The sequence below is a fragment of the Sphingomonas sp. 37zxx genome (genome assembly GCF_000786205.1).
Classification (GTDB): domain Bacteria; phylum Pseudomonadota; class Alphaproteobacteria; order Sphingomonadales; family Sphingomonadaceae; genus Sphingomonas.
Window position 1 is genome coordinate 1 of sequence record NZ_JROH01000073.1, and the last position, 20209, is coordinate 20209.

15 protein-coding genes, 1 tRNA gene and 3 pseudogenes are annotated in these 20209 nt (G+C 64.7%); 13 read left to right on the plus strand and 6 right to left on the minus strand.

Annotated elements, in window-relative coordinates:
- Window positions 1-801 (plus strand): annotated as a pseudogene (locus QU44_RS18560) (hypothetical protein); the annotation flags it as partial.
- A gap of 13 nt (window positions 802-814) precedes the next feature.
- Here QU44_RS18560 and mutL read toward each other — a convergent pair.
- On the minus strand, window positions 815-2656 hold the full coding sequence (gene mutL / locus QU44_RS16140; protein WP_033923440.1) for a DNA mismatch repair endonuclease MutL: 1842 nt from the start codon (window positions 2654-2656) through the stop codon (window positions 815-817).
- Between the two features lie 148 nt (window positions 2657-2804).
- Between mutL and QU44_RS16145 the strand changes: the two genes are divergently transcribed.
- From QU44_RS16145 to QU44_RS17985, 9 genes are all read left to right on the plus strand, one after another.
- Window positions 2805-3845: a rod shape-determining protein gene (locus QU44_RS16145; protein WP_033923441.1), complete on the plus strand. Its 1041-nt coding sequence runs from the start codon at window positions 2805-2807 to the stop codon at window positions 3843-3845.
- A 14-nt stretch (window positions 3846-3859) separates the two neighbouring features.
- Window positions 3860-4741, plus strand: coding sequence for a rod shape-determining protein MreC (mreC, locus tag QU44_RS16150; protein WP_033923442.1), 882 nt, complete (start codon window positions 3860-3862; stop codon window positions 4739-4741).
- Window positions 4738-5247, plus strand: a complete 510-nt coding sequence (gene mreD / locus QU44_RS16155; RefSeq protein ID WP_052135006.1) for a rod shape-determining protein MreD — start codon at window positions 4738-4740, stop codon at window positions 5245-5247. The genes mreC and mreD overlap by 4 nt, the downstream gene beginning before the upstream one ends.
- On the plus strand, window positions 5244-7175 hold the full coding sequence (gene mrdA, locus QU44_RS16160) for a penicillin-binding protein 2 (RefSeq protein WP_033923443.1): 1932 nt from the start codon (window positions 5244-5246) through the stop codon (window positions 7173-7175). Before mreD ends, mrdA begins: the two co-directional genes overlap by 4 nt.
- A 10-nt stretch (window positions 7176-7185) precedes the next feature.
- Complete coding sequence (gene rodA / locus QU44_RS16165; protein WP_033923454.1) at window positions 7186-8298, plus strand: rod shape-determining protein RodA; 1113 nt, start codon at window positions 7186-7188, stop codon at window positions 8296-8298.
- Between the two features lie 92 nt (window positions 8299-8390).
- A tRNA-Lys gene (locus QU44_RS16170) sits at window positions 8391-8466 on the plus strand.
- A 542-nt stretch (window positions 8467-9008) separates the two neighbouring features.
- Window positions 9009-9227 carry a hypothetical protein gene (locus tag QU44_RS16175; RefSeq protein WP_033923444.1) on the plus strand — a complete coding sequence of 73 codons (219 nt, stop codon included), beginning with the start codon at window positions 9009-9011 and terminating at the stop codon, window positions 9225-9227.
- The gene (locus QU44_RS16180) at window positions 9217-9726 is read left to right on the plus strand and encodes a hypothetical protein (RefSeq protein WP_443018096.1); all 510 of its coding nucleotides are present in this window, start codon (window positions 9217-9219) and stop codon (window positions 9724-9726) included. Before QU44_RS16175 ends, QU44_RS16180 begins: the two co-directional genes overlap by 11 nt.
- Before the next feature lie 74 nt (window positions 9727-9800).
- A complete protein-coding gene (locus tag QU44_RS17985) occupies window positions 9801-10016 on the plus strand; it encodes a DUF6117 family protein (RefSeq protein ID WP_081988122.1) in 216 nt (71 codons plus the stop codon).
- A gap of 18 nt (window positions 10017-10034) precedes the next feature.
- On the opposite strand, the pseudogene QU44_RS16185 reads toward QU44_RS17985, so the two are convergent.
- Window positions 10035-10238 (minus strand): annotated as a pseudogene (locus QU44_RS16185) (IS66 family transposase); the annotation flags it as partial.
- 146 nt (window positions 10239-10384) lie between these two features.
- On the opposite strand from QU44_RS16185, the pseudogene QU44_RS16190 reads away from it, so the two are divergent.
- Window positions 10385-10624: pseudogene (locus tag QU44_RS16190) on the plus strand (transposase); the annotation flags it as partial.
- 223 nt (window positions 10625-10847) lie between these two features.
- Entirely contained in the window at window positions 10848-11360 is a 513-nt protein-coding gene (locus tag QU44_RS16195) for a hypothetical protein (RefSeq protein WP_033923447.1), read from the plus strand.
- Window positions 11361-11785: 425 nt separating this feature from the next.
- Here the strand turns inward: QU44_RS16195 and QU44_RS16200 are convergent, their stop codons facing one another.
- Genes QU44_RS16200 through QU44_RS16215 form a run of 4 tightly spaced genes read right to left on the minus strand, consistent with a single transcriptional unit; the run spans window position 11786 to window position 17736 of the window.
- Entirely contained in the window at window positions 11786-14158 is a 2373-nt protein-coding gene (locus QU44_RS16200) for a hypothetical protein (RefSeq protein WP_033923448.1), read from the minus strand.
- A gap of 52 nt (window positions 14159-14210) precedes the next feature.
- Window positions 14211-15578: a DUF3526 domain-containing protein gene (locus QU44_RS16205; protein ID WP_033923449.1), complete on the minus strand. Its 1368-nt coding sequence runs from the start codon at window positions 15576-15578 to the stop codon at window positions 14211-14213.
- Window positions 15575-17002 carry an ABC transporter permease gene (locus tag QU44_RS16210; protein WP_033923450.1) on the minus strand — a complete coding sequence of 476 codons (1428 nt, stop codon included), beginning with the start codon at window positions 17000-17002 and terminating at the stop codon, window positions 15575-15577. Before QU44_RS16210 ends, QU44_RS16205 begins: the two co-directional genes overlap by 4 nt.
- Window positions 16999-17736, minus strand: a complete 738-nt coding sequence (locus QU44_RS16215; RefSeq protein WP_052135007.1) for an ABC transporter ATP-binding protein — start codon at window positions 17734-17736, stop codon at window positions 16999-17001. Before QU44_RS16215 ends, QU44_RS16210 begins: the two co-directional genes overlap by 4 nt.
- A gap of 167 nt (window positions 17737-17903) precedes the next feature.
- On the opposite strand from QU44_RS16215, the gene QU44_RS16220 reads away from it, so the two are divergent.
- Window positions 17904-20096, plus strand: coding sequence for a TonB-dependent siderophore receptor (locus tag QU44_RS16220; protein ID WP_033923451.1), 2193 nt, complete (start codon window positions 17904-17906; stop codon window positions 20094-20096).
- The last annotated feature ends 113 nt before the right edge of the window (window positions 20097-20209 follow it).

Genomic DNA, 20209 nt, shown 5'->3' on the forward strand with positions numbered 1-20209 from the left:
GTGGGATTTTTCAGCAGCCTGCTAAAGGCGGGTTTGCCGGCGGACAGTCCCGAAATTGCCTCGCAACGCATCCGGATCGCCGACGTCTTTCTGCGGCAAGGAAGGTACAAGTCAGCCGTCAATATCTATGATGCCGTCGCGAAAGTGGCTGAAAAGCAGGGTTGGAAAGACCTTCAGGGAATCGCCATGTTTCGCGCCCTGACATTCTATGCCACTGCGGCCAAGGTTTCGCCCTTGTATCGCGCTGAGGCAAATCGGCGATTGGCAGCAATTCGTGACACGACAGACGAAGGAATGCGTTCGGCACGCGAAGCGCTGGGGGTGCTTCAGGCGAGGATCGAATCTTTGGACAGCAGCGCCGCTGAAGCTGTCGCGGCGGCGAAAAACGTGCCGAAAACGCGCACCGCCTCCCCCATGCTGTTGGTTGCGCCGCCGGTTGATCTTGGCGCGCAACGAGTTCAACCGAGTCTCAGTCTGCCGGCGTTGAAATCAGGGCAGTGGGTCGATTTCAACTTTAGAATTACACGAGATGGCGATGTGATTGATGTCGAGATGGCTAATCAATCCCCCGATGCCGCTGGGCGATGGATTGGTAACGCCCGAGAGGCGCTAGCTGGCCGGCGTTATATGCGATTGGACTTGCCGGTCGGATCGGAAGGCATTCCCAAGCGGGAGCGCTTCCTTATCGTTGTTGATTATGTAAAAGTGCCCGGCAGCCGCATCTTGGCCCAATCGGGACAGCCCAAGTTACGAGTGATAGACCTAACCGCGATGGCGCAAAGGCGTGATGAGCATAACTGATGCACCGCGCTGTTTACTTCCGCCCGAACAGCTTCTCCACATCCTGCGTCCGCAGCTTCACCCAGGTCGGGCGGCCATGATTGCATTGCCCCGAATGCGGAGTGACCTCCATTTCTCTTAGCAGCGCGTTCATTTCGGCGACGCTCAGCACCCGCCCAGCGCGCACCGATCCGTGGCACGCCATTGTCGAGGCGACGTGATCGAGCCGTTCGCGCAAGCTCAGTGCTTGATCGTGCGCCGCCAGTTCATCGGCCAAATCGCGGACCAGCCCGATGACGTCGCCCTGCCCCAACAGCGCCGGGGTCGCGCGCACCAGCATTGCGTTGGGCCCGAAACGTTCGAGGTCCAGGCCGAACTCGCTCAATTCAGCGATCCGTTCTTCGAGCCGGTCGCAGGCGGTCTCATCAAGCTCGACGACTTCGGGCAGCAGTAGTGCTTGGGATCGTACTCCGCCATTGGCTAGCCCGACGCGCAGCCGTTCGAGCACGAGGCGTTCGTGCGCGGCGTGCTGGTCGACCAGGATCAGGCCATCCTCGGCCTCGGCGACGATATAGGTCCGCGCCACCTGCCCGCGCGCCGCGCCCAGCGGGTGCGCGATGGTCGAAGGGACGGGTTCGGTCGCGGGTTCGGCGCGCGCCTGCGGCGGGGCGGTGAAGAAGGTGGGGCGATAGTCGCGGACGGCTCGCCCCGCCCCTGCCGCCATTGCGGCGAAGGCCGGGGTCTCGCCGTGGTCGAGCGCACCCTGGCCAACCGGGCGTTCCCAGCTTTCGCCTGGATGCCGAGCGGGGGCCGAAGCCTCGCCCTCGCCTTCGCTGGTCCACAGCCCCAGCGCCGCCTCGGTCGGCCTGGCGCTGCGATGCCCCGCCGCGTCGAGCGCGCGGCGAAGGCCGCTGACGATCATCCCGCGCACCAGCGCCGGATCACGAAACCGTACCTCGGTCTTGGCGGGGTGGACGTTGACGTCGACCGCGTCGGTGGGAACGTCGAGGAACAGCGCGACCACCGCATGACGGTCGCGCGCCAGCATTTCGGCATAGGCACCGCGCACCGCGCCCACCAGCAGTCGGTCCTTCACCGGTCGCCCGTTGACGAACAGATATTGATGATCGGCAACGCCGCGATTGAAGGTCGGCAGCCCCGCCACCCCGCCCAGCACGATCCCCTCGCGCGTAAAATCCACCGCGACGCTGTTGTCGAACAGCGCGCGATCGGTGAGCGCCGCGACGCGCTGCGCCTGGCTTTCGCCGCCCTGGACCGACAGGCTGCGGCGGCCATCATGTTCGAGCGAGAAGGCGATGTCTGGCTGCGCCATCGCCAGTCGGCGGACGACGTCGAGGCAGGCGGCATATTCGGCGCGCGGCGAACGCAGGAATTTGCGTCGCGCGGGCACCCGCTCGAACAGCGCTTCGACCTTCACCCGCGTTCCGGGCGGCAGCGCGGCAGGGCCGTCATGCGCCACGACGCCATTATCGATGATCCGAGTCCAGCCTTCGCCGTCGCGCGGGCGGCTTTCGAGTGTCAGCCGCGCGACACTGGCGATCGACGGCAACGCTTCACCGCGAAAACCGAGCGTCGCAACGCCTTCGATCGCGCCCGATTCCCACAATGATTCGGGCAGCTTGGAGGTCGCATGGCGTTCCAGCGCCAGGGCCATCGCTGCCGCATCCATGCCGCAGCCATCATCGACCACCTCGATCAGCGAAGTGCCACCCGCCGAGAGCCGCACAAATATGCGGCTTGCGCCCGCATCGATCGCGTTTTCGACCAATTCTTTCAACGCCGAGGCTGGACGTTCGACCACTTCGCCGGCGGCGATACGGTTGATAAGATGTTCAGGGAGACGGCGTATTGACATGCCCCCCGCTCTAGCCCAATCGCGGCCTTCCCGCGACCCGCATCCGCAGACATTTCGGAGCTGGCACGTCCAGTAACCGACGGGCCGCGCTAAAGATCGATGTGCGAACAGCCGCGCTGCACCCGCGCGGCCAGGGACGGATTAATACATGGCTTTCTCCCGCTTTTTCAAGTTCATGTCCCACGATATGGCAATCGATCTGGGAACGGCGAACACCGTCGTTTATTTGCGTGGGCGCGGCGTGGTGCTCAACGAACCCTCGGTGGTCGCGGTCGAGACGATCAACGGCGTCAAGAAGGTCAAGGCGGTCGGCGACGACGCCAAGCTGATGATGGGTAAGACCCCCGGCACGATCGAGGCGATCCGCCCGCTGCGTGACGGTGTGATCGCCGACATCGACGTCGCCGAACAGATGATCAAGCATTTCATCCAGAAGGTACATGGCGGCCGCCGCTTCATCCGCTGGCCGCAGATCGTGATCTGCGTTCCCTCGGGCTCTACCTCGGTCGAGCGCCGCGCGATCCGCGATGCCGCGTCGAACGCCGGCGCGAGCCAGGTTTTCCTGATCGAGGAACCAATGGCCGCGGCGATCGGTGCGGGCATGCCCGTCACCGAGCCGATCGGCAGCATGGTGGTCGACATTGGCGGCGGCACCACCGAAGTCGCGGTGCTGTCGCTGCGCGGGCTTGCCTATTCGACCTCGGTGCGCGTGGGTGGCGACAAGATGGACGAGGCGATCGTCAGCTATGTCCGCCGCAACCATAATCTGCTGATCGGCGAGGCCACCGCCGAGCGGATCAAGCAGGAAGTGGGCACCGCCAAGCCGCCGGCCGACGGCATCGGCATGACGATCCATATCAAGGGTCGCGATCTGGTGAATGGCGTTCCCAAGGAAATCCAGATCAACCAGGGCCAGATTGCCGAGGCCCTCAGCGAGCCGGTCGGCACGATCGTCGAGGGTGTCCGCATCGCGCTGGAAAACACCGCGCCCGAACTGGCTGCCGACATCGTCGATCAGGGTATCGTGCTGACCGGCGGCGGCGCGCTGTTGCAGGGGATCGACGAGGTGCTTCGCGACGAAACCGGATTGCCGGTGACGATCGCTGAAGACCCCTTGACCTGTGTTGCGTTGGGTACCGGGCGCGCGCTGGAGGATCCGTTGTTCCGCGGCGTGCTCCTCGCGGTCTGAGGGCGGGGTACGCGATGGCGCCGCAACGAAACCGGCGCCCGGGATTTTCGCGGCGGGCGCAATATGTGCTGTTCATCGGCTATGTCGTCGCCGCGCTGGGTGCGTTGCTCGGCGGCGTGCTGCTGGTGCTGTCGACTTTCAATCCCCCTGCTTATGCCATCGCGCGCGGCGCGTTGCGCGAGGTGACGACGCCGATCTCCACCGGGCTGCACGCCATTCGCCGCAGCGTGAACGGCATCCCGCGCGGGATCGACGAGTATCTGGGCGTCGTTGACGAAAACCGTCGGATGCGTGCCGACATAAAGCGCAACCAGGCGCTGCTCGAACGCGCGCGACAGTTGGTGGTCGAGAATGGCCGGCTGCGGCGATTGCTGGTGCTGCGCGATCGCGAGCCCGAAACAGTGGTGGTGGCCCGCCTGGTGAATGCATCCGCCTCCAGCACCCGGCGCTACGCCACGCTCAACGCCGGCTATTGGCAGGGCGTCCGTACCGGCCAGCCCGTGCGCGGGCCTGAAGGGTTGATCGGCCGCGTGTTGGAAACCAGCCCCAACACCGCACGAATCCTGCTGGCCGTCGACGCTGACAGCATCGTGCCGGTACGCCGCACCCGCGACGGCCTTCCCGGTATCATCGCAGGGCGCGGCGATGGCCTGGTGGAGATCCGCTCGGCAACCTTCGCCAATGTGCCGTTTCGCGCCGGTGACCTGTTCATGACGTCGGGAACCGGGGGTATCTATCCGCCGGGGATTCCAGTTGCCCGCGTGCTGCGCAGCACGCGCGACATTGCCGAGGCCCGCCCGCTGGCCGATCCCGACCGGTTGGACTTCGCGCTGGTGCAGCGCCCTTACCTGCCCCCACCGCCTGCGCTCCCCAAAGCCGAAGCCGCGCCGCAATGAACGAGCCGCTGCGTACCGGCTTTGCCGAGCCCGACGCGCCGGTTCGTTCGAAACGGCTTGCCCCGGTCACGGTGATGCTGGGGTCGATGGTCGTGCTGTTTCCCGTCATCTCCACCATCCCATGGATGCCCCCGTTCGGACTGATGATCCTGATCGCGTGGCGATTGCTGCGGCCCGACGTGTTCAAGGTTTGGGCTGTGGTGCCCTTGGGCCTGTTCGATGACCTGCTCAGCGGTCAGCCGATGGGCAGCGCGATGCTGTTATGGACCACGTGCTTTCTGGCGGTCGAAGTGTTAGATAGTCGCCTTGTGTGGCGTGATTTTTGGCAGGATTGGCTTCTCGCAACCGGCGCTGTCGGCTTTTGCCTCATCGCCGGGCGGCTCATCGCGTCACCGGTCGGCGCGCATGTCGATACCGTCCTGCTGCTACAGATCGCACTGAGCATCGCGCTATACCCGCTCATCGCGCGCATGTGTGCCGCGCTCGACCAGCGGGGGCGGCCATGAGTGGTCCGGTCAAGATCGTCACAGAGGCGGCACAAACCTTCAGCTTCTCGCGCCGCGCGACGATGCTCGGGGTGATGCAGGCAGGTGTTGGTGTGCTGCTTGCCAGCCGCATGGCTTGGATCGCGGTCGCCGAGAATGAGCGTTATGAGCTGCTATCCGAAAGCAATCGCGTCGATCTGACGCTGTTGCCGCCGCGCCGTGGCTGGATTGTCGATCGGGCTGGCATACCGATTGCGAATAATCGCACCGATTTTCGGATCGACCTGATTCCCGAGCGGCTCGAAAACACCGAGGCTACGCTTGGAAAGCTCAGCCAGTTACTGGCACTCGATACCGAGGCGCTTGATCGCATCCGCCGCGATTTGAAGGATGCCCGCGGGTTTACCCCCGTCCCCGTTGCCGAAAATCTCGATTGGGAGCGTTATGCTTCGGTGGTGGTGCGGCAGCCTGAACTTGCCGGCGTGGCGCCGACGCAGGGCTATGCACGCAACTATCCCTCGGGCGCGGCGGTGGCGCATCTGGTCGGCTATGTCGGCGGTGCGACCGCTGATCAGTATAAGGAAACCAAGGATCCGCTGTTCCTCACGCCAGGTTTCAAACTCGGCAAGGACGGGCTTGAAAAGACGCTGGAATCGACGCTGCGCGGGGTGCCCGGGGCCAAGCGGGTCGAGGTGACGGCGCGCGGCCGCCCGGTGCGTGACCTGGAAACCCGCCGCGATGTTCCCGGCAAGACCGTTCGGTTGACGATCGACGTCGGCCTGCAGGAATATGCAGCGCGGCGGCTGGGCAATGAATCGGGCGCGGTTGTGGTGATCGACACGCTCGACGGCAGCATCCTGACGATCGCATCGATGCCGGCCTATGACCCCAACAGCTTTTCCGACGGCATCAGCCAGGTCGAATGGGGCCTGATGTCCAGCGACGACCATCTGCCGTTGACCAACAAGGCGTTGCAAGGCCTGTACCCTCCCGGATCGACCTTCAAGCCCGCAACCGCGCTTGCTGCGCTGCGCGCGGGTGTCGACCCCGAACGGACGGTATATTGTAACGGCGGCTATCAACTGGGCAATCGCTTCTTCCGCTGCCTGGGTCGGCATGGATCGGTGAACCTGCACCGCGCGATCGCGCGTAGCTGCAACACCTATTTCTACACTATGGGCCGTGAGGTCGGGATGGACGCAGTCGCGGCGGCGGCGCGCGAATTGGGGCTGGGAGCGGAATACCCCCTTCCCTTTCCATCACAACGTTACGGCACCATTCCCGATCCCGCCTGGAAGCTGCGGAAATACGATCAGAAATGGACCCAGTCGGACACGCTCAACGCATCGATCGGTCAGGGCTATATCCTCACCAGTCCGTTGCAATTGGCAGTCCAGACCTCGCGCATCGCCTCGGGCCGTCGGCTGATGCCCCGCATCCTCGCCGACGCGCCGATTGTCGCGCCGATGCTCGATGTTGCCCCTGAACGCATGGCGCTGATCCGCTCTGGCATGGACGAAGTGGTGAACGGCGCGGGCACCGCAGGCCGCAGCCGGCTTCAGCTCGATGGTATCCGCATGGGTGGCAAGACCGGCACCGCGCAGGTGCGGCGGATCGCCGGCGGCGCGCGCGGCGGATTGAACGTGCCGTGGAAGTATCGCGATCACGGGCTGTTCATCGGCTTCGCTCCGGTCGATCAGCCGCGCTATGCGGTGTCGGTGGTGATCGAACACGGCATGTCGGGTTCGGGCGCGGCAGCGCCGGTTGCCCGCGACGTCCTGACCTATCTTTTCGATCGTCAACGCGCGCTCGATACACTGGCGATCCTTGAGGCAGGATGGGGCGGCGACATCCGCACCCGTATGGCGGCAAAAGCCGATGCCTATCGCGCGGCGCGTGAAAATCCGCTTCCCGATACCGATGCCGAACCAGGCGGGGCCAACGAATGAACCAACGCGCATGCCACTAGGCGAACTCGTCCCAGCCCCGATCGCGCGGCTGCCATGGGCCATCATGCTCCTGCTTTGCGCGATTGGCGGTTTTGGCATCATCGTGCTGTATTCGGCAGCGGGCGGCAGCGTGACGCCCTGGGCGTCTTCGCAGGCGTTGCGCTTCTGCATTTTCATGGCGATGGCGATAACGCTTTCCTGGGTTCCTGCGCGCATCTGGAACAGCATTGCGCTTCCGGGTTATGCATTGACGCTGGTGGCGTTGTTTGGGGTCGAACTGCTCGGTGCGGTGAAGGGTGGTAGCCAACGTTGGCTCGAGCTTGGACCGATCCGGCTTCAGCCCTCGGAGTTCATGAAGCCATTCATCGTGCTGGCCGTGGCAAAATTCTACACCATGCTGCCACCCAGCGAAACGCGGCGGTTCGGCGCGATATGGCCAGCGGTTGTATTGATCGCCCTGCCGGCGGGCCTCGTCATGCTACAGCCCGATCTGGGCACGGCATTGATGATCACCGGCGGCGGGGTGGTGGTGATGTTTCTCGCCGGTATTCCGTTGCGCCTGTTCATCGGTGGCGCACTGGGGCTTGCCTTGTTCATCCCGCTGGCGGTGAACTTCCTGCTGCATGAGTATCAGCGCAACCGGGTGCTGATCTTTCTTAACCCGGAAAATGATCCGCTGGGCACCGGCTATCATATCAGCCAGTCGAAGATCGCGATCGGATCAGGCGGACTGTTTGGCAAGGGTTTCGGCAATGGCAGCCAGGTCCACCTCGATTATCTGCCCGAGGGCCATACCGATTTCGTGTTTGCCACCTTGGCAGAGGAATGGGGACTGGTCGGCGGCCTGCTGTTGATCCTGGCGTTCATGCTGCTGATTCGCTGGGGGATGAACGTGGCGCATCGGGCGCAGAACCGTTTTGCCCGCTTGGCCGCAGCGGGCCTCGCGACGACCATATTTTATTATGTGGCGATCAATTTGATGATGGTGATGGGCCTTGCGCCCGTCGTTGGCATCCCGCTGCCACTTGTCAGTTTCGGCGGCTCTGCCCAGATGACGGTGCTGATCTGCGTCGGCATCCTGATGTCGATCGATCGCTCCGCGACCACCCAATCGCGCTGGTAGCAAGATAGGGTGTTGCCAAGCCCGCCACGCGATGTTAGTGGCGCGCCTCCCGAACGCAAAGCGGCACCAAACCGCGATATTTGCCAGGGTATGGACGCATAGCTCAGTTGGTAGAGCAGCTGACTCTTAATCAGCGGGTCCTTGGTTCGATCCCAAGTGCGTCCACCAAACTTCTGAACGGCTTAGGTGCAAGTTTACACCCCTCCCAAGGGGCTGTCGAGAGCCACGTAATCGCCACGTAATCAACGTGTTTCGTAGCCTGGCGTAGAGGCTTAATCTTCGATGTGCGGGAGGACGTTTCCTCCCTAGTCGAAGCCGTTGCGCGGCTTCTTCACACCCACCTCAGCGGGGACACCCCGCAACACCCCGAAACGAGGAGCGGGGCTGGCGACGCGCTCGGTCCCGTGCGCCGTTCCGGCGCACTCCTGCGGGCGCGGCGTTTCACGAGAAGGGCCCCGCACGCACTCTGAACCGGCGGAAATGGTCCGAAGCGCAGGCCGGGAAAGCCGACAAGCCCCGCCTTTCCGCCTGCGCGAGTGATGGCACGATGCTCCGCCTCTTTCAGGGTGCAGTTTCTTGCCTTGGCAATCGCGCTGGTCGCTCGTGCAATTGTGAGCGTTGGAGATGAGAGTGAGAGTTTGGCGGGGCTTCGCCGTGACGGGATGAGGGTCGAGAGAGAGGCTCCCGGCCAGCCGTCATGGAGATTTCCCATGGATATGCAGGTTCTCGATACGCGCCGCGACCTAAGCAGCGGCTACAAGGTGGATGTCTCGCGCGGCTCGCGCGTGGGTCGGGTGTCGTCGGAATGGTTCTCGCGCCCTGACGATGAGCGGTTTTTGTCATTGGGCGATCTTGCCCGGTCGGTGCGCGGTCGGTCTGACCGGAGCCGAACGCGCGTGGTCGAGACGGCGCTGATCCATGCCGGATGAACCACAGGCGCTGTGGGACGCCCTTGCCGCTATGACGCAAGATGAGCAGATGGCACTGCTCGCCCACTGTGTCAGCCACGGCGTCAACGCACTGTTTGAGCCGAGCAAGGGCTATGACGGACGCATCTCGGCGCATGGCGTGGCGCAGCGCATTGCCGCCGCAGATGCTCTGGCAGCAGTCGTCGGGCTCGACATGGCCGAGGCTGGCTGGACGCCAACGATCGACAACTATCTCGGGCGGGTGACCAAACCCCGGATCATTGAAGCGGTCCGCGAAGCCAGGGGCGATGCGACCGCAGCCCTGATCGAACATCTCAAGAAGGGTGACATGGCACGCGAGGCCGAACGGCTGCTGAGCGGCACCGGTTGGTTGCCAGAACCCCTGCGGTTGCCTGCCATCGAAGCAGATGAAGCTGAAATCGCCGGCCTGCCCGATTTCCTCGCGGATGATGCCGAGCAGGCGGACGCCGACGACGCCTTCACAATTGCTGCCGAATGAACTTCGCTCGCGCGGGGCGGTCCAGGTCGCCCCGCGTGTCTTGCTCCCCCCCTCACCGATCAAGGAGTCTTGCCATGGCAATTCCTGACCATGCCCGCGCCAATTTCGAGACGCTGCTGAAAGCCGCGCAAGCGGGCGATCTCGCGCTGATGGAATGCACCGAGGTTGCCAGCGGCGAAACCCGCTACGTTCTTTGCGCAGTTGGCCGCGACGCCGGCGACTATGTGATGACACCGTTCGGCCACCTCGCGCCGGACAATCCCTACGAGGCCTACACTCCGCCCGCCTGATCCGGCCTGCACCTCCCTACGTTCGGCACTGGCACCGTACTGCTCGCGCCGCAGCTTGGCGATCTGCAGCTTGAGATGGGCGATCATCGCCTCGGTGGCGCTCTCGCGGGCCTGTGCGTTAGCCAGCCTGGCCTCGGCCTGATCAGCCCGGCGGGTCGCGCTTGCGAGCAGCGCTTGGAGCGCTTTGACATCGTCAGGAAGGGGTGAGCCGACGGCTTGCATGGGCGAAGTGAATCACTGCTCCCCCCTCAGGGCAAGCCGAAAATGCAGGCGTTCGGCCGTTATCCCGCGCTTGCCGGACGCCAGCTATGCTGCGGGTTGCGCCAGTCGATCCCNTGSCADTCGTCGACCGCCTCGGTCACGGTGTGGCCGTTCTCGACCGCATGGCAGCGCGGTTGGCACTGCGACCCGAGATGCTCGCCCAACGGCGAAACAGCGTCGAGCACCCCTTCGGCACCATCAAGCAGTGGATGGGCCAGGGCGCGTTCCTGATGCGCCGGCTCGAGAACGTTCGTGGCGAGTTCAGCCTGACCGCGCTCGCCTACAACATCAGACGGGCCATCACCCTGGTCGGGGTGCCCGGCCTGATTGCAGCAGCAAGGGCGTAAGGCTGGCCTTTCTGCGCCTGAATGTGGTGCCCTGGGCCTTGGATAAACGGCTCCTGGCCGCCTCAAGACGGTCAGAGGACAGCATCGCGATATCTTCAGCTTGAACGCCAGCTCGGAGGAAAGCCGATCACCGTCCAGGCCGCAGCTCACGACTTTTCACACGGTCTGCGAAAGTTGTGCATCAACTCTGGGTGCCGACTAATGCCAGTTGCGGGCATCCGGAATGTGGGGCAGCCTGCCGGCCATGATCGCTGCCATCATGGTCCTTGGTGCCAACGCGCCTACGTCAGGCTGCGATCTGGCCAACATCGACACCGCCCGTGCTGTGCATGAAGCGCTCGGCCGCCGAGCCGCGAAGATCATAGCGGTGGCATCGGAAACAGGCCCCAAGGCAGACGCCTTGCTAGATGGTCTGATTGATCAAACCGCCGGCTTCGACCTTGGTGCTGGAGACGTGGGGCGACCGCTAGGAAAGGGCGTCGCAGGTGCTCGATCATTGGCGGAAACTATGAACGCTGACCAGTTCCGGTTCCTCGGTTGGGACTACATGGACAGCCCCACGGATGCCTGTGGGAAGCAATCGATCATCGTCGACTTCACCAGCAGCACGGATCAGCGCATCTCACAGGTAAAATTCACGTTTCAGCAAGGGCGCCTGACCAGCGCAAAGGGCTGGCAGCGGTCTTTTGAGAGCGGGTCACTACCTTTTCCCGCAACCGCTGGAAAAGGCAGGTAACCAGCAGCCTTCCGCGTGCACGATGCAAAAATCACAGATTTTGCATCGGCCTGGAAGCGACGCCAACCCTTGTGTCCGGCGATGCAGATATATGATGCAGTTATGCAGCCGGCGGAAAGGGCCGTTCCGAGCGAATCAATCGCGAGGAGGTCGCCCATTTTGCCGGGCTTGCGATTTCGTGCCGATCGGCCGGGCTTCACCGCTTCGAAAGAGCGCCAACGTTCGCTGTGCCACCTTCCTGTAGTCGGGAGGTGCTGTTTGCTCGCTAGCGCATGATGACGTGATGCCGACGCATTTCTTGTCGTCATTCCCGCGAAGGCGGGAATCCATATTCCTATGCAGTGGTTATGGATTCCCGCCTTTGCGGGAATGGCGAAGGGGGTGATCCGGGATCAAGGCGAAATCATCCAGCAGCCTGCCCCCCCTCACAATACTCGAACCCGAACCGCGGTGTCCGGCGCGTCGTGCAGGCGTAGATACAGCGTGTCGCCGGTGGGGCGGGGCAGGGCGATTGATGCGCCGACGAAGCCGATCGGGACTTGTACGGGCCTGGCGAAATCGGCGGTCTCGCTGATCGCTGCGATCAGGAACAACTGGTCGCCCGACAAGGCGCATTCGTCCTGCCCGGTTTTGCAGGCAAGGCCGGCGAGGCCTGGCAGGCGGACGATATGTGCCAGCGGTTGCCAGTCGCCCGCCGCGTCGGGGGCCAGCAGGCGGAACTGCAACGGGCCGGACAGGCTGTGACCGAACAGCGCGCGCGGGTTTGCCGCCGCGATGACGACATCGTCGCTCACCCGCTGCAACGCGCCCGATGCGAAATCCAGCCGGGCGGTGCTGCCGTCCTTTGCCTTCAGTTCGATCGCGTCGACCAGTGCGCCGTTGGCGATGCGGAAGGAGAAGTTGAGCGTTGCCTGTTCGGGCAGCAGCGCGTCGGGCAGGGTGATCGGCAGCACACCGGCGGCCGGCTGATATTCGGCCTGGCGGCTGATCAGCGTCGCCGATGGGCGGGCGGGTGCGATGGTCGCGGTTACGCGCAGCACCCGGCCATCGCGCAAGGTCGCGGTCGCCACTGCGGACTTCGCCACGGGCTGCGCGGTGAACGAGCTATCGGCCTGCAGCGCCAACCGGTCGCCATCGGGGCCGCGCGTGACGTTGCCCGGCGTAAAGCGCTGCCCCGCCAGATCGACCTGCGCCACCTGATCGAGCCGCGCGCCGTGCAACACCGCGTCGCGATCGCCCAGATGGACGATGAATCGTTCGATCCGGCTGGCCTCGGTGCGCGCGGTCAGCGCGATGCTCTGCGATGCCGCCGCGCCGTGGCGTGCGATGGTCAGCGTGAGCGGGCCGGGGCGCTGCTCCTTCAGCGGCAGCTTCGCTTCGATCCGGTCGGGGGCGTCGGGGTTCCATTCGATCGTTTGCGCGGTGCCGCCCGCGCCCGCCAGCGTCACCTGCGCCACGCACGCCGCCGCGCCGCCGCTTAGGGTGAGCGCATGATCGCGGCCGATGACGACCATCGCATCGGGCTCTGCCTTCCAGGCACCGGGCGGATCGAGCACCACCGGCAGGCTCGGCCCCGAAAACCGGTCAAAGCCCCATTTGCCTTGCAGCACGCCGCTTTCGACGCTGGTGAAACCGGCAAGCGCGGCGGGATCGGCGGGGCGGATGCCGCCCGCCGCCAGATCGGCCACCACCGGGATCGAACTTGCCTTGCCCTGTGATACCACCGACAGCGTCAGGTCGCGGGCATAGCCGGTGGCGAACAGCAGCGATGCGTCGTCGAGCGGGATCGCGGCGTCGGCGCGCGCCAGGCAGATCGGCGATCGGCTGCCCGATTGCCAAACCGGTGGCGTCGCAACGCCGATCGGCGGCAATGGCGCGAGCAGCACCGATCGCGGATTCTGGAACGAGGGCGGGGCGTTCAGCTTGAGCTGGATCGAATCGCCACTGGCGACCGTCAGCGCGGGCAGATATTGATATTGCGCGGTGCGGAACGCGCCAAACAGCCGCGCCACATCGCGCGCCAGCCCGATATAGGGGCTGTAATATCCCGCCCCCGCCTCGGGCGTTGCGGCGATTCGATAGGCGACGTCGACCGGGGTGCCGGTGAGCGTTTCGGCCAGCGTCGTGCCGCGCTGTGCCTGGAGCACCAGCGCCTCGCGATTCTGCGTCAGGCAGCTTGCCTGCAACGCGCGCGGGCGGGTGAGGCATTCGGCGTTGAGCTTGATCCCCAGCGCCTTGGCCAGCAGCGGCGCTGCGGTCGCGAGCTGTTCGGGGCGGGTGTCGGCGATGGTGCCGATGGTGGTGACGAAGGTTTCGAGCCGCGTCTGATCGAGCGATGCCTGGTGCAGATCCTTGGCCGCGCGCACGAACACGCCGGGCCGCCCGCGCACCGCATCGCGCACGGTATCGAACCCGCCGCCGGTGTTCGGCGCCAGCAGGATCAGCGCCTGTTCGGCCCCTTCGGGCACCGTCAGTTCGAGGACATTCTTCTTTTTGTGCCAGGTTTCGACCTGTGTGAACCATTCCTTGGGCGGCGGATTGGCGGCCCCGCGCAGGAATGCACCGATCAGCAGGTAGCGCGCCGATTTGGTATCGGCGAGCATCGCGCGCACCGTCAGCTTGTCGCCGCCCTTAAGCGACGGCACCGCCGCGATTGGCAGCGTCTCGCCATCGCGGGTCACCGTGATAGCGATGGCGGGGCCGTCGAGGTCGAAGCCGCCTTGCTGTTGCTGGGCATCGGCACGGGCGGCCGCCAACAGGGCGGTCGCGGCGAACATCGTTGAAATCAGGCGGATCATCGCCGCGCTATAGAAGACGAGCGCGGCGCGAGCAAAAGGCGGGCGGCGACCTTTAGCCAGCCGCCGACCCGATACGCCGGACCTGCACCGCCGCGATGCCAAGCCCGATCGCCGCCGCCAGCAACAACGCCAGCATCGAGCCCGCCGGCCAGGACGCGGTGTCCTCGCGCGGCTGGTACACCGGCAACCTGTCGAAATCGGCCCGGGTGAAGGGGCGTGCGTCGAACAGATAGGGATAATAGAAATTGCGAAGCCGCGCGTGGAAGGCGGCGATACTGTTCTGATACCCCAATTGCGCGGTCAGATCGGTATCGGCCAATCGGTGCAGCATCACCTGCGCCGCCACGCCGGGCAGGACATAGCCCACCCGCTGCGTCCAGGCTTCGCGCGCGGCCAGGCTGGCGCGATATTCGGCGACTTGCGGCGCGACCGCCTGGTCGGCGGCCTGATGGATGGCGTAATACCATTTCCAGTGGAAGCGGCCCGCAAACGCTTCCTTCCCGCGAAACTGCGGATGCGTCGCCAGGAAGGCGTTGAAGGTTTCGGCCTTGGGCGTGTCCCATCCGTGATGGACCAGCTCGCGCTGCGCCAGTGTCAGGTCGATCCCCTTGGCCACCGGCACCGCGCGCGCGATCGCGGCGTTGGCGAGGGTTGGCAGCAGCAAGGTCAGCGCGATCCAGCAGCCGACCAATGCCGCCGCGCTGGTCGCCGACGCATTGATCCGCGCGCCGAGGATCAGGCACAGCGCGAACCAGAAGGCGAGATAGACCGAGGCGACCGCGATCATCCCCAGCCCACCGAGCAGCGGCGAACCCAGCGCCAGCAACGCCGCGACCAGCGGCAGCAGCAACGCGGCGAGCACCAGCGCATAGCGAAGCCCCGCCCGCCGCCGCCACACCGCACCGGCGCGGCCGGGGATCGACAGCAACAGCCGTAATCGCCCCGCCTCACGCTCGCCCGACACCAGGTCATGCGCCAGCGCGATGGCGACCAGTGGCGCGAGGTAGATCGCAACGAACGCGAAATCGAACGCGCCGGGGAGCGCCAGTTCGGCGTTGATCGTTTCCGATTCATATAGCTGCGATTGCAGGCCCAACGCCCGGATTCGCAGTACATTGGGCTGGACGTCGCGCTGGCCAATCGCGGCAAAGGCGAGCGGGCCGGGGTGATCCGACGTCAGCAGGAAGGTGTAATAAGCGGCATAGCCCGGCTCGCCATCGGGCTTGCCATAGGTCGCCGCGACTTGCGCGAAATCCTGCTGCTGCGCGGCTTCGACGCGGGCGATGGTGGCGTCGGCGCGGCGGACATTGGCGATGCCCGACCAGATCGCCAAAGCCGAGAGCGCAAACAACAGCGCCAGCGAGGCAGCCGCCAGTTTCGATCGCAGGATCAGGCGGAGTTCGGCTTTCATCAGGCTCATCGCGCTGCCCTCCCCAAATTGCGGGCAATCGGCATCGCGGCCAATCCCAGCACGATCAGCCAACCCAGCAATACGGCAAGGCTGCCCGCGATCCGCGGCGATCGGGTCGCCACCGTGTCGCGGTCGACATAGGTGAAGCGCGGCACCCGCTGCCAATTGTCGGCGGCGATGCGCGGGTCTTCACCGGCATTCACATTGGGGATCAGATCGACCTGCATCCGGTTGAGGATCTGGACGAAGCGATAGCGAAAGGATTCGGCCTGGTTCAGGAAATCCTGATGCGCCGCCAGGTCGCTGCCGGTGAGCGCCATCGACAGGTCACGGATCGCCAGCAGCGGGCTGATGACGCCGAACGCGCGGACAAAGGCGTTTTGCGATTCCTCGCGCGCAAAGCCTGCATCGGCGGCGCGGGCGTGGAGCTGTGTGGTCAGCCGTTCGCCCTCCACGCCGACCAGGCCGGCATATTGCACCGGCAGCTTTTCGACACTGTCGACGCCATAGCGGGCCAGTGTCTTTGCCTTGAAATCGGCGAAATAGGGATCGTCGGGATTATGGCTGTCGCCGATGTTGAGCAGTTCCTGGTGCAGCGCGACCTCGCTTTCGATTTTGGTCGGCAAGGGGGTGCGCGCCGCAGCAGCTTCGGGCAGCGCACGGGGCAACAGGATCACCACGACCATCCAGATGCCGACCAGTGCGGTCAGCGAATCGCGCGCGCGCTTCGCCGATGCCGATACCAGCACCGCAATCGCCGCCCACAGCAACAGCCAGGCCGAATAGCCAAGGATCAGCAACAACGCCGCCGACCACCGCGCCTCACCGGCAACCGCAAAACCGATCAGCACCGCAAAGGCCGGGATCGCGATGGCGATCGCGACGACGCCATGCCCCAGAAACTTACCCGCCAGCACTCGCCGCCCGTTAATCCCCTGCGCCAGCAACAGCCGCAGCGTGCCGCGCTCACGCTCCCGCGCGACGCTGGAAAAGGCCAGAAAAACGATCAACAAGGGCGCCAGCGTCTGCAGCACAAAGGCCGGGGTGAGCTGGCCGAAGCGAAGCAGCAGCGATGATTGCCGCGCTTCGCTGAAATTGGCGCTGTTCTGGCGGTGGCCCTCCAGGAACACGGTATTGCCGGTGAAGCCGTCGACACCGAAATCAAAGAAAGCCAGGCTGTCGATCGGGCGGAACACGAACTGGCCATAATGCACCATGCGGTGCGGATGGCGATCGGGCTGCGCGTCGAACTCGCTGTCGACGCTTGCCTGATAGGCTGCGCGCTGTTGCTCGATCGCCGCGCGCCGTTCGATGCTGACCAAGGCGGCGACCGCGATCAGCGCGACGACCAGCAAGGTGGCGATGACGCCCGCGCGATTGCGGGCAAGCGCGCGCCATTCCTCGCGCGCGATCCTGAAGGTTGCGCCGCTCATGCGCCGGCCCCGGCATAACGCTGGTGCAGGCTGTTGAGGTCGAACCGATTGGGTCCGGCGGCGGCGGCAAGCTCCTCCTCGATCCGGCCATCGGCCAGAAAGCCGATACGGTCGGCGACATCGACCGCGCTCAACAGATCATGAGTCACCATCAGGGTGGTGACGCCGCGAGCGCGGGCGGTTTCGAGCAAGCGGTTGAAATCCATCGTCGCGCGCGGGTCCAGCCCCGATGTCGGCTCGTCGAGCAGCAGCACCGGCACCTGCCGCGCCAGCGCCAGCGCGATCGCCACCTTTTGCCGCATCCCTTTGGAAAATCCGCCGACACGCTTGTTCCAGGCATCGCTCGGCAGGCTGACCGCCTCCAGCGCCGGATCGATCACCCCCGCGACCGAACGGTCGGTGCCGGCCAGCGCTAGGAAATAGTCGATATTCTCCCGCGCGGTCAGATGGTCGTACAACGCGACGCTTTCGGGGACATAAGCGAGGCTGGCGCGCGCCGCTTGCGGATCACGCGAGGGATCAAACCCCGAGATCGATACGCTGCCCTGGGTAGGCGTGATAAACCCCAGCAGCGCGTTCAGCGTCGTCGATTTGCCCGCGCCATTGCCGCCCAGCAGCGCATAGATTTCGCCGGCATGCACCGCCAGATCGAGTCCACGCAGCACCTCCCGCGTGCCATAAGCATAGCGCAGGGCTTTGGTTTCGATCGTCGCCATGCCGGTGGGTTGGTTCATGCGCTAAATCCAGTTCGAGGGTCTGTTTTTTGCAATGCAGCACTTGGCTTTTATGAGACGATGTATCATTGCGCAACCCACTGGTGTCGAAAGCGAGTAGACCCGCAATCGCCATCATGAGCAAATCGCGAACGCCGGAAAGGCTCGCGGAGACAAGGGGCAAGTGAATGATTCGGGTTTCGATTCGGGCGGCGATGATCGCCGGCGTGATGCCGATGCTGGCGATGCCGTCGGCGGCCGCGCAAGCGGGGCAGACGGGCGGGCAAGCGACCGAAGCAGGGGAGGCCGATCCGGCCGCGCCGAAAGCTTCGGAGGAGCGGGGCGACATTTTCATCACCGGGGTGCGCCAGGCCTATCGCGGCGATTTCACGCTGAAGGAAATCCCGCAATCGGTGGCGGTGATCGACGGCAAGACGCTGCAGGAGGCGAATATCCTGCGGCTGACCGACGCGCTCGACCTCAACGCCTCGGTCGCGCGGCAGAATACACTGGGTGGCCTGTGGGACGGGTTCGCAGTGCGCGGCTTTGCCGGCGACGAGAATCTGCCGACCGGGTATCTGGTGAACGGCTTCAATGGCGGTCGCGGCTTTGCGGGCCAGCGCGACGTTTCGGGGATCGAGCGGATCGAAGTGCTCAAAGGGCCGGCTGCGGCATTATTCGGTCGCGGTGAGCCGGGGGGGACGATCAACATCGTCACCAAACAGGCGCAGTTGGGCGAAACCTTCGGCACGACGTCTTTGCAGGTCGGCAGCTTCGATCGCGTTCGCGCCGATGCCGATGTCAATGTGGCGGTGGCGGGCACGCTCACCGCGCGGGTGATCGGCTATGCCGAAAGCGCGGGCAGTTTCCGCGACACGATCGATGAAAAGCGCTGGGGCTTCCTGCCCTCGATCGGCCTTGGCATCGGCGATTCGACCCGGCTGACCTATGATTTCGAATGGACCCGCGTCGAAACCCCGTTCGATCGCGGCATCGTCGTGCTCAATGGCGATTTCGATACGGTGCCGCGCAACCGTTTCCTGGGCGAGCCTGGCGACGGCGATCATGTCGCGCGCGCCACCGGGCATCAATTGCGTGTCCAGCATGATTTCAGCGATCGGTGGAGCCTGCTCGTCGGGGCAAGCTATCGCGAGACGCTGTTGACCGGCAGTTCATCCGATGCCGAACTGGTGCCCTCGCGGCAAAAGCTGTTCACCGATGGCCGCTCGCTGTCGCGGCAGCGCCGGTCGCGGCGGTATGATTCGGATCATTTCGCGATTCGCGCCGAACTGGCGGGCGATTTCGAGCTGGGGGGGATGCGACACCGCGTGCTGATCGGGGCCGATCATGACGAGTTCAACAACGACCAGGATTTCCGCCGCTTCCGCCCGCCGGTGCTGACGCCGACGACGACCGATCGCGCCGGCAACATCATCGACATCCTCGATCCCGTCTATGGCCGCTTCCCCCTGCCAACGCCTGCTCCCCTGAACAACCGGCTGGATACCCAGAAAGCCACCGGCATCTATATCCAGGATCATATCTCGCTCACCGATCGATTGCAGGTCCGCTTTGGCGGCAGGTTCGACGATTTCGTGCTGCGTACCGACAATCGCATCACCTCGGTGTTGAGCCAGCGCAGCGACCAGCGTTTCAGCCCGCAGGCGGGGATCGTCTATGCGTTGGCCGACGCCCTGTCGCTCTATGCCGCCTATGGCGAGGGCTTTCGCGCCAATATCGGCACCGACGTCAGCGGCGTGATCTTTGATCCCGAAACGAGCAAGTCGATCGAGATTGGCGGCAAGTTCAGCCTGCTCGGCGGGCGGCTGGCAGGGACATTGTCGGTGTTCCAGCTCGACAAGGACAATGTGCTTGCCAGCGATACCTCCAACCCGGGGTTCTCGGTCGCGATCGGCAAGGCGCGCAGTCGGGGCGTAGAGTTCGACGCCACCGGGCGGCTTCCCGGCGGCATCGATGTGTTGGTGAGCTATGCCCATGTCGATGCAGAGTCGCGATCGACGCTGCTCGATCCGAACTTCTCGTTCCAGATCAGACCGGGCGACCCGCTGATCAACATTCCCGGCGATACGCTGAGCGTGCTGGCGACCAAGGCGTTCGACGTGGGTGGCCGGCAGGCATCGATCGGAGCGGCGGTGCAATATGTCGGCGATCGTTCGGGCGCGACCGGCACCGATTTCCGGCTGCCGTCGCATACGCTGGCGCGGGTGTTCGGCCAGGTCGAGGTGATCGAGGGGGTCGAGCTGTTCGGCGAAATCCGCAATCTGTTCGACGAACGTTGGTATGCGAACAGCTATGCAGCTTTATGGGTTCAGCCCGGCGCACCCAGGACCGGTGCGGTGGGCGTGCGTACCCGGTTCTAAGCGTGTCGGCACGAGGGGAGGGCGATGTTCCTCCCCTTACGGCAAGGGGCGCAGAAGGCGCTTGAGCTGCCCATCAGCAGCAAATTGCAACAAAAGTGAAAAAGGATGTTGAC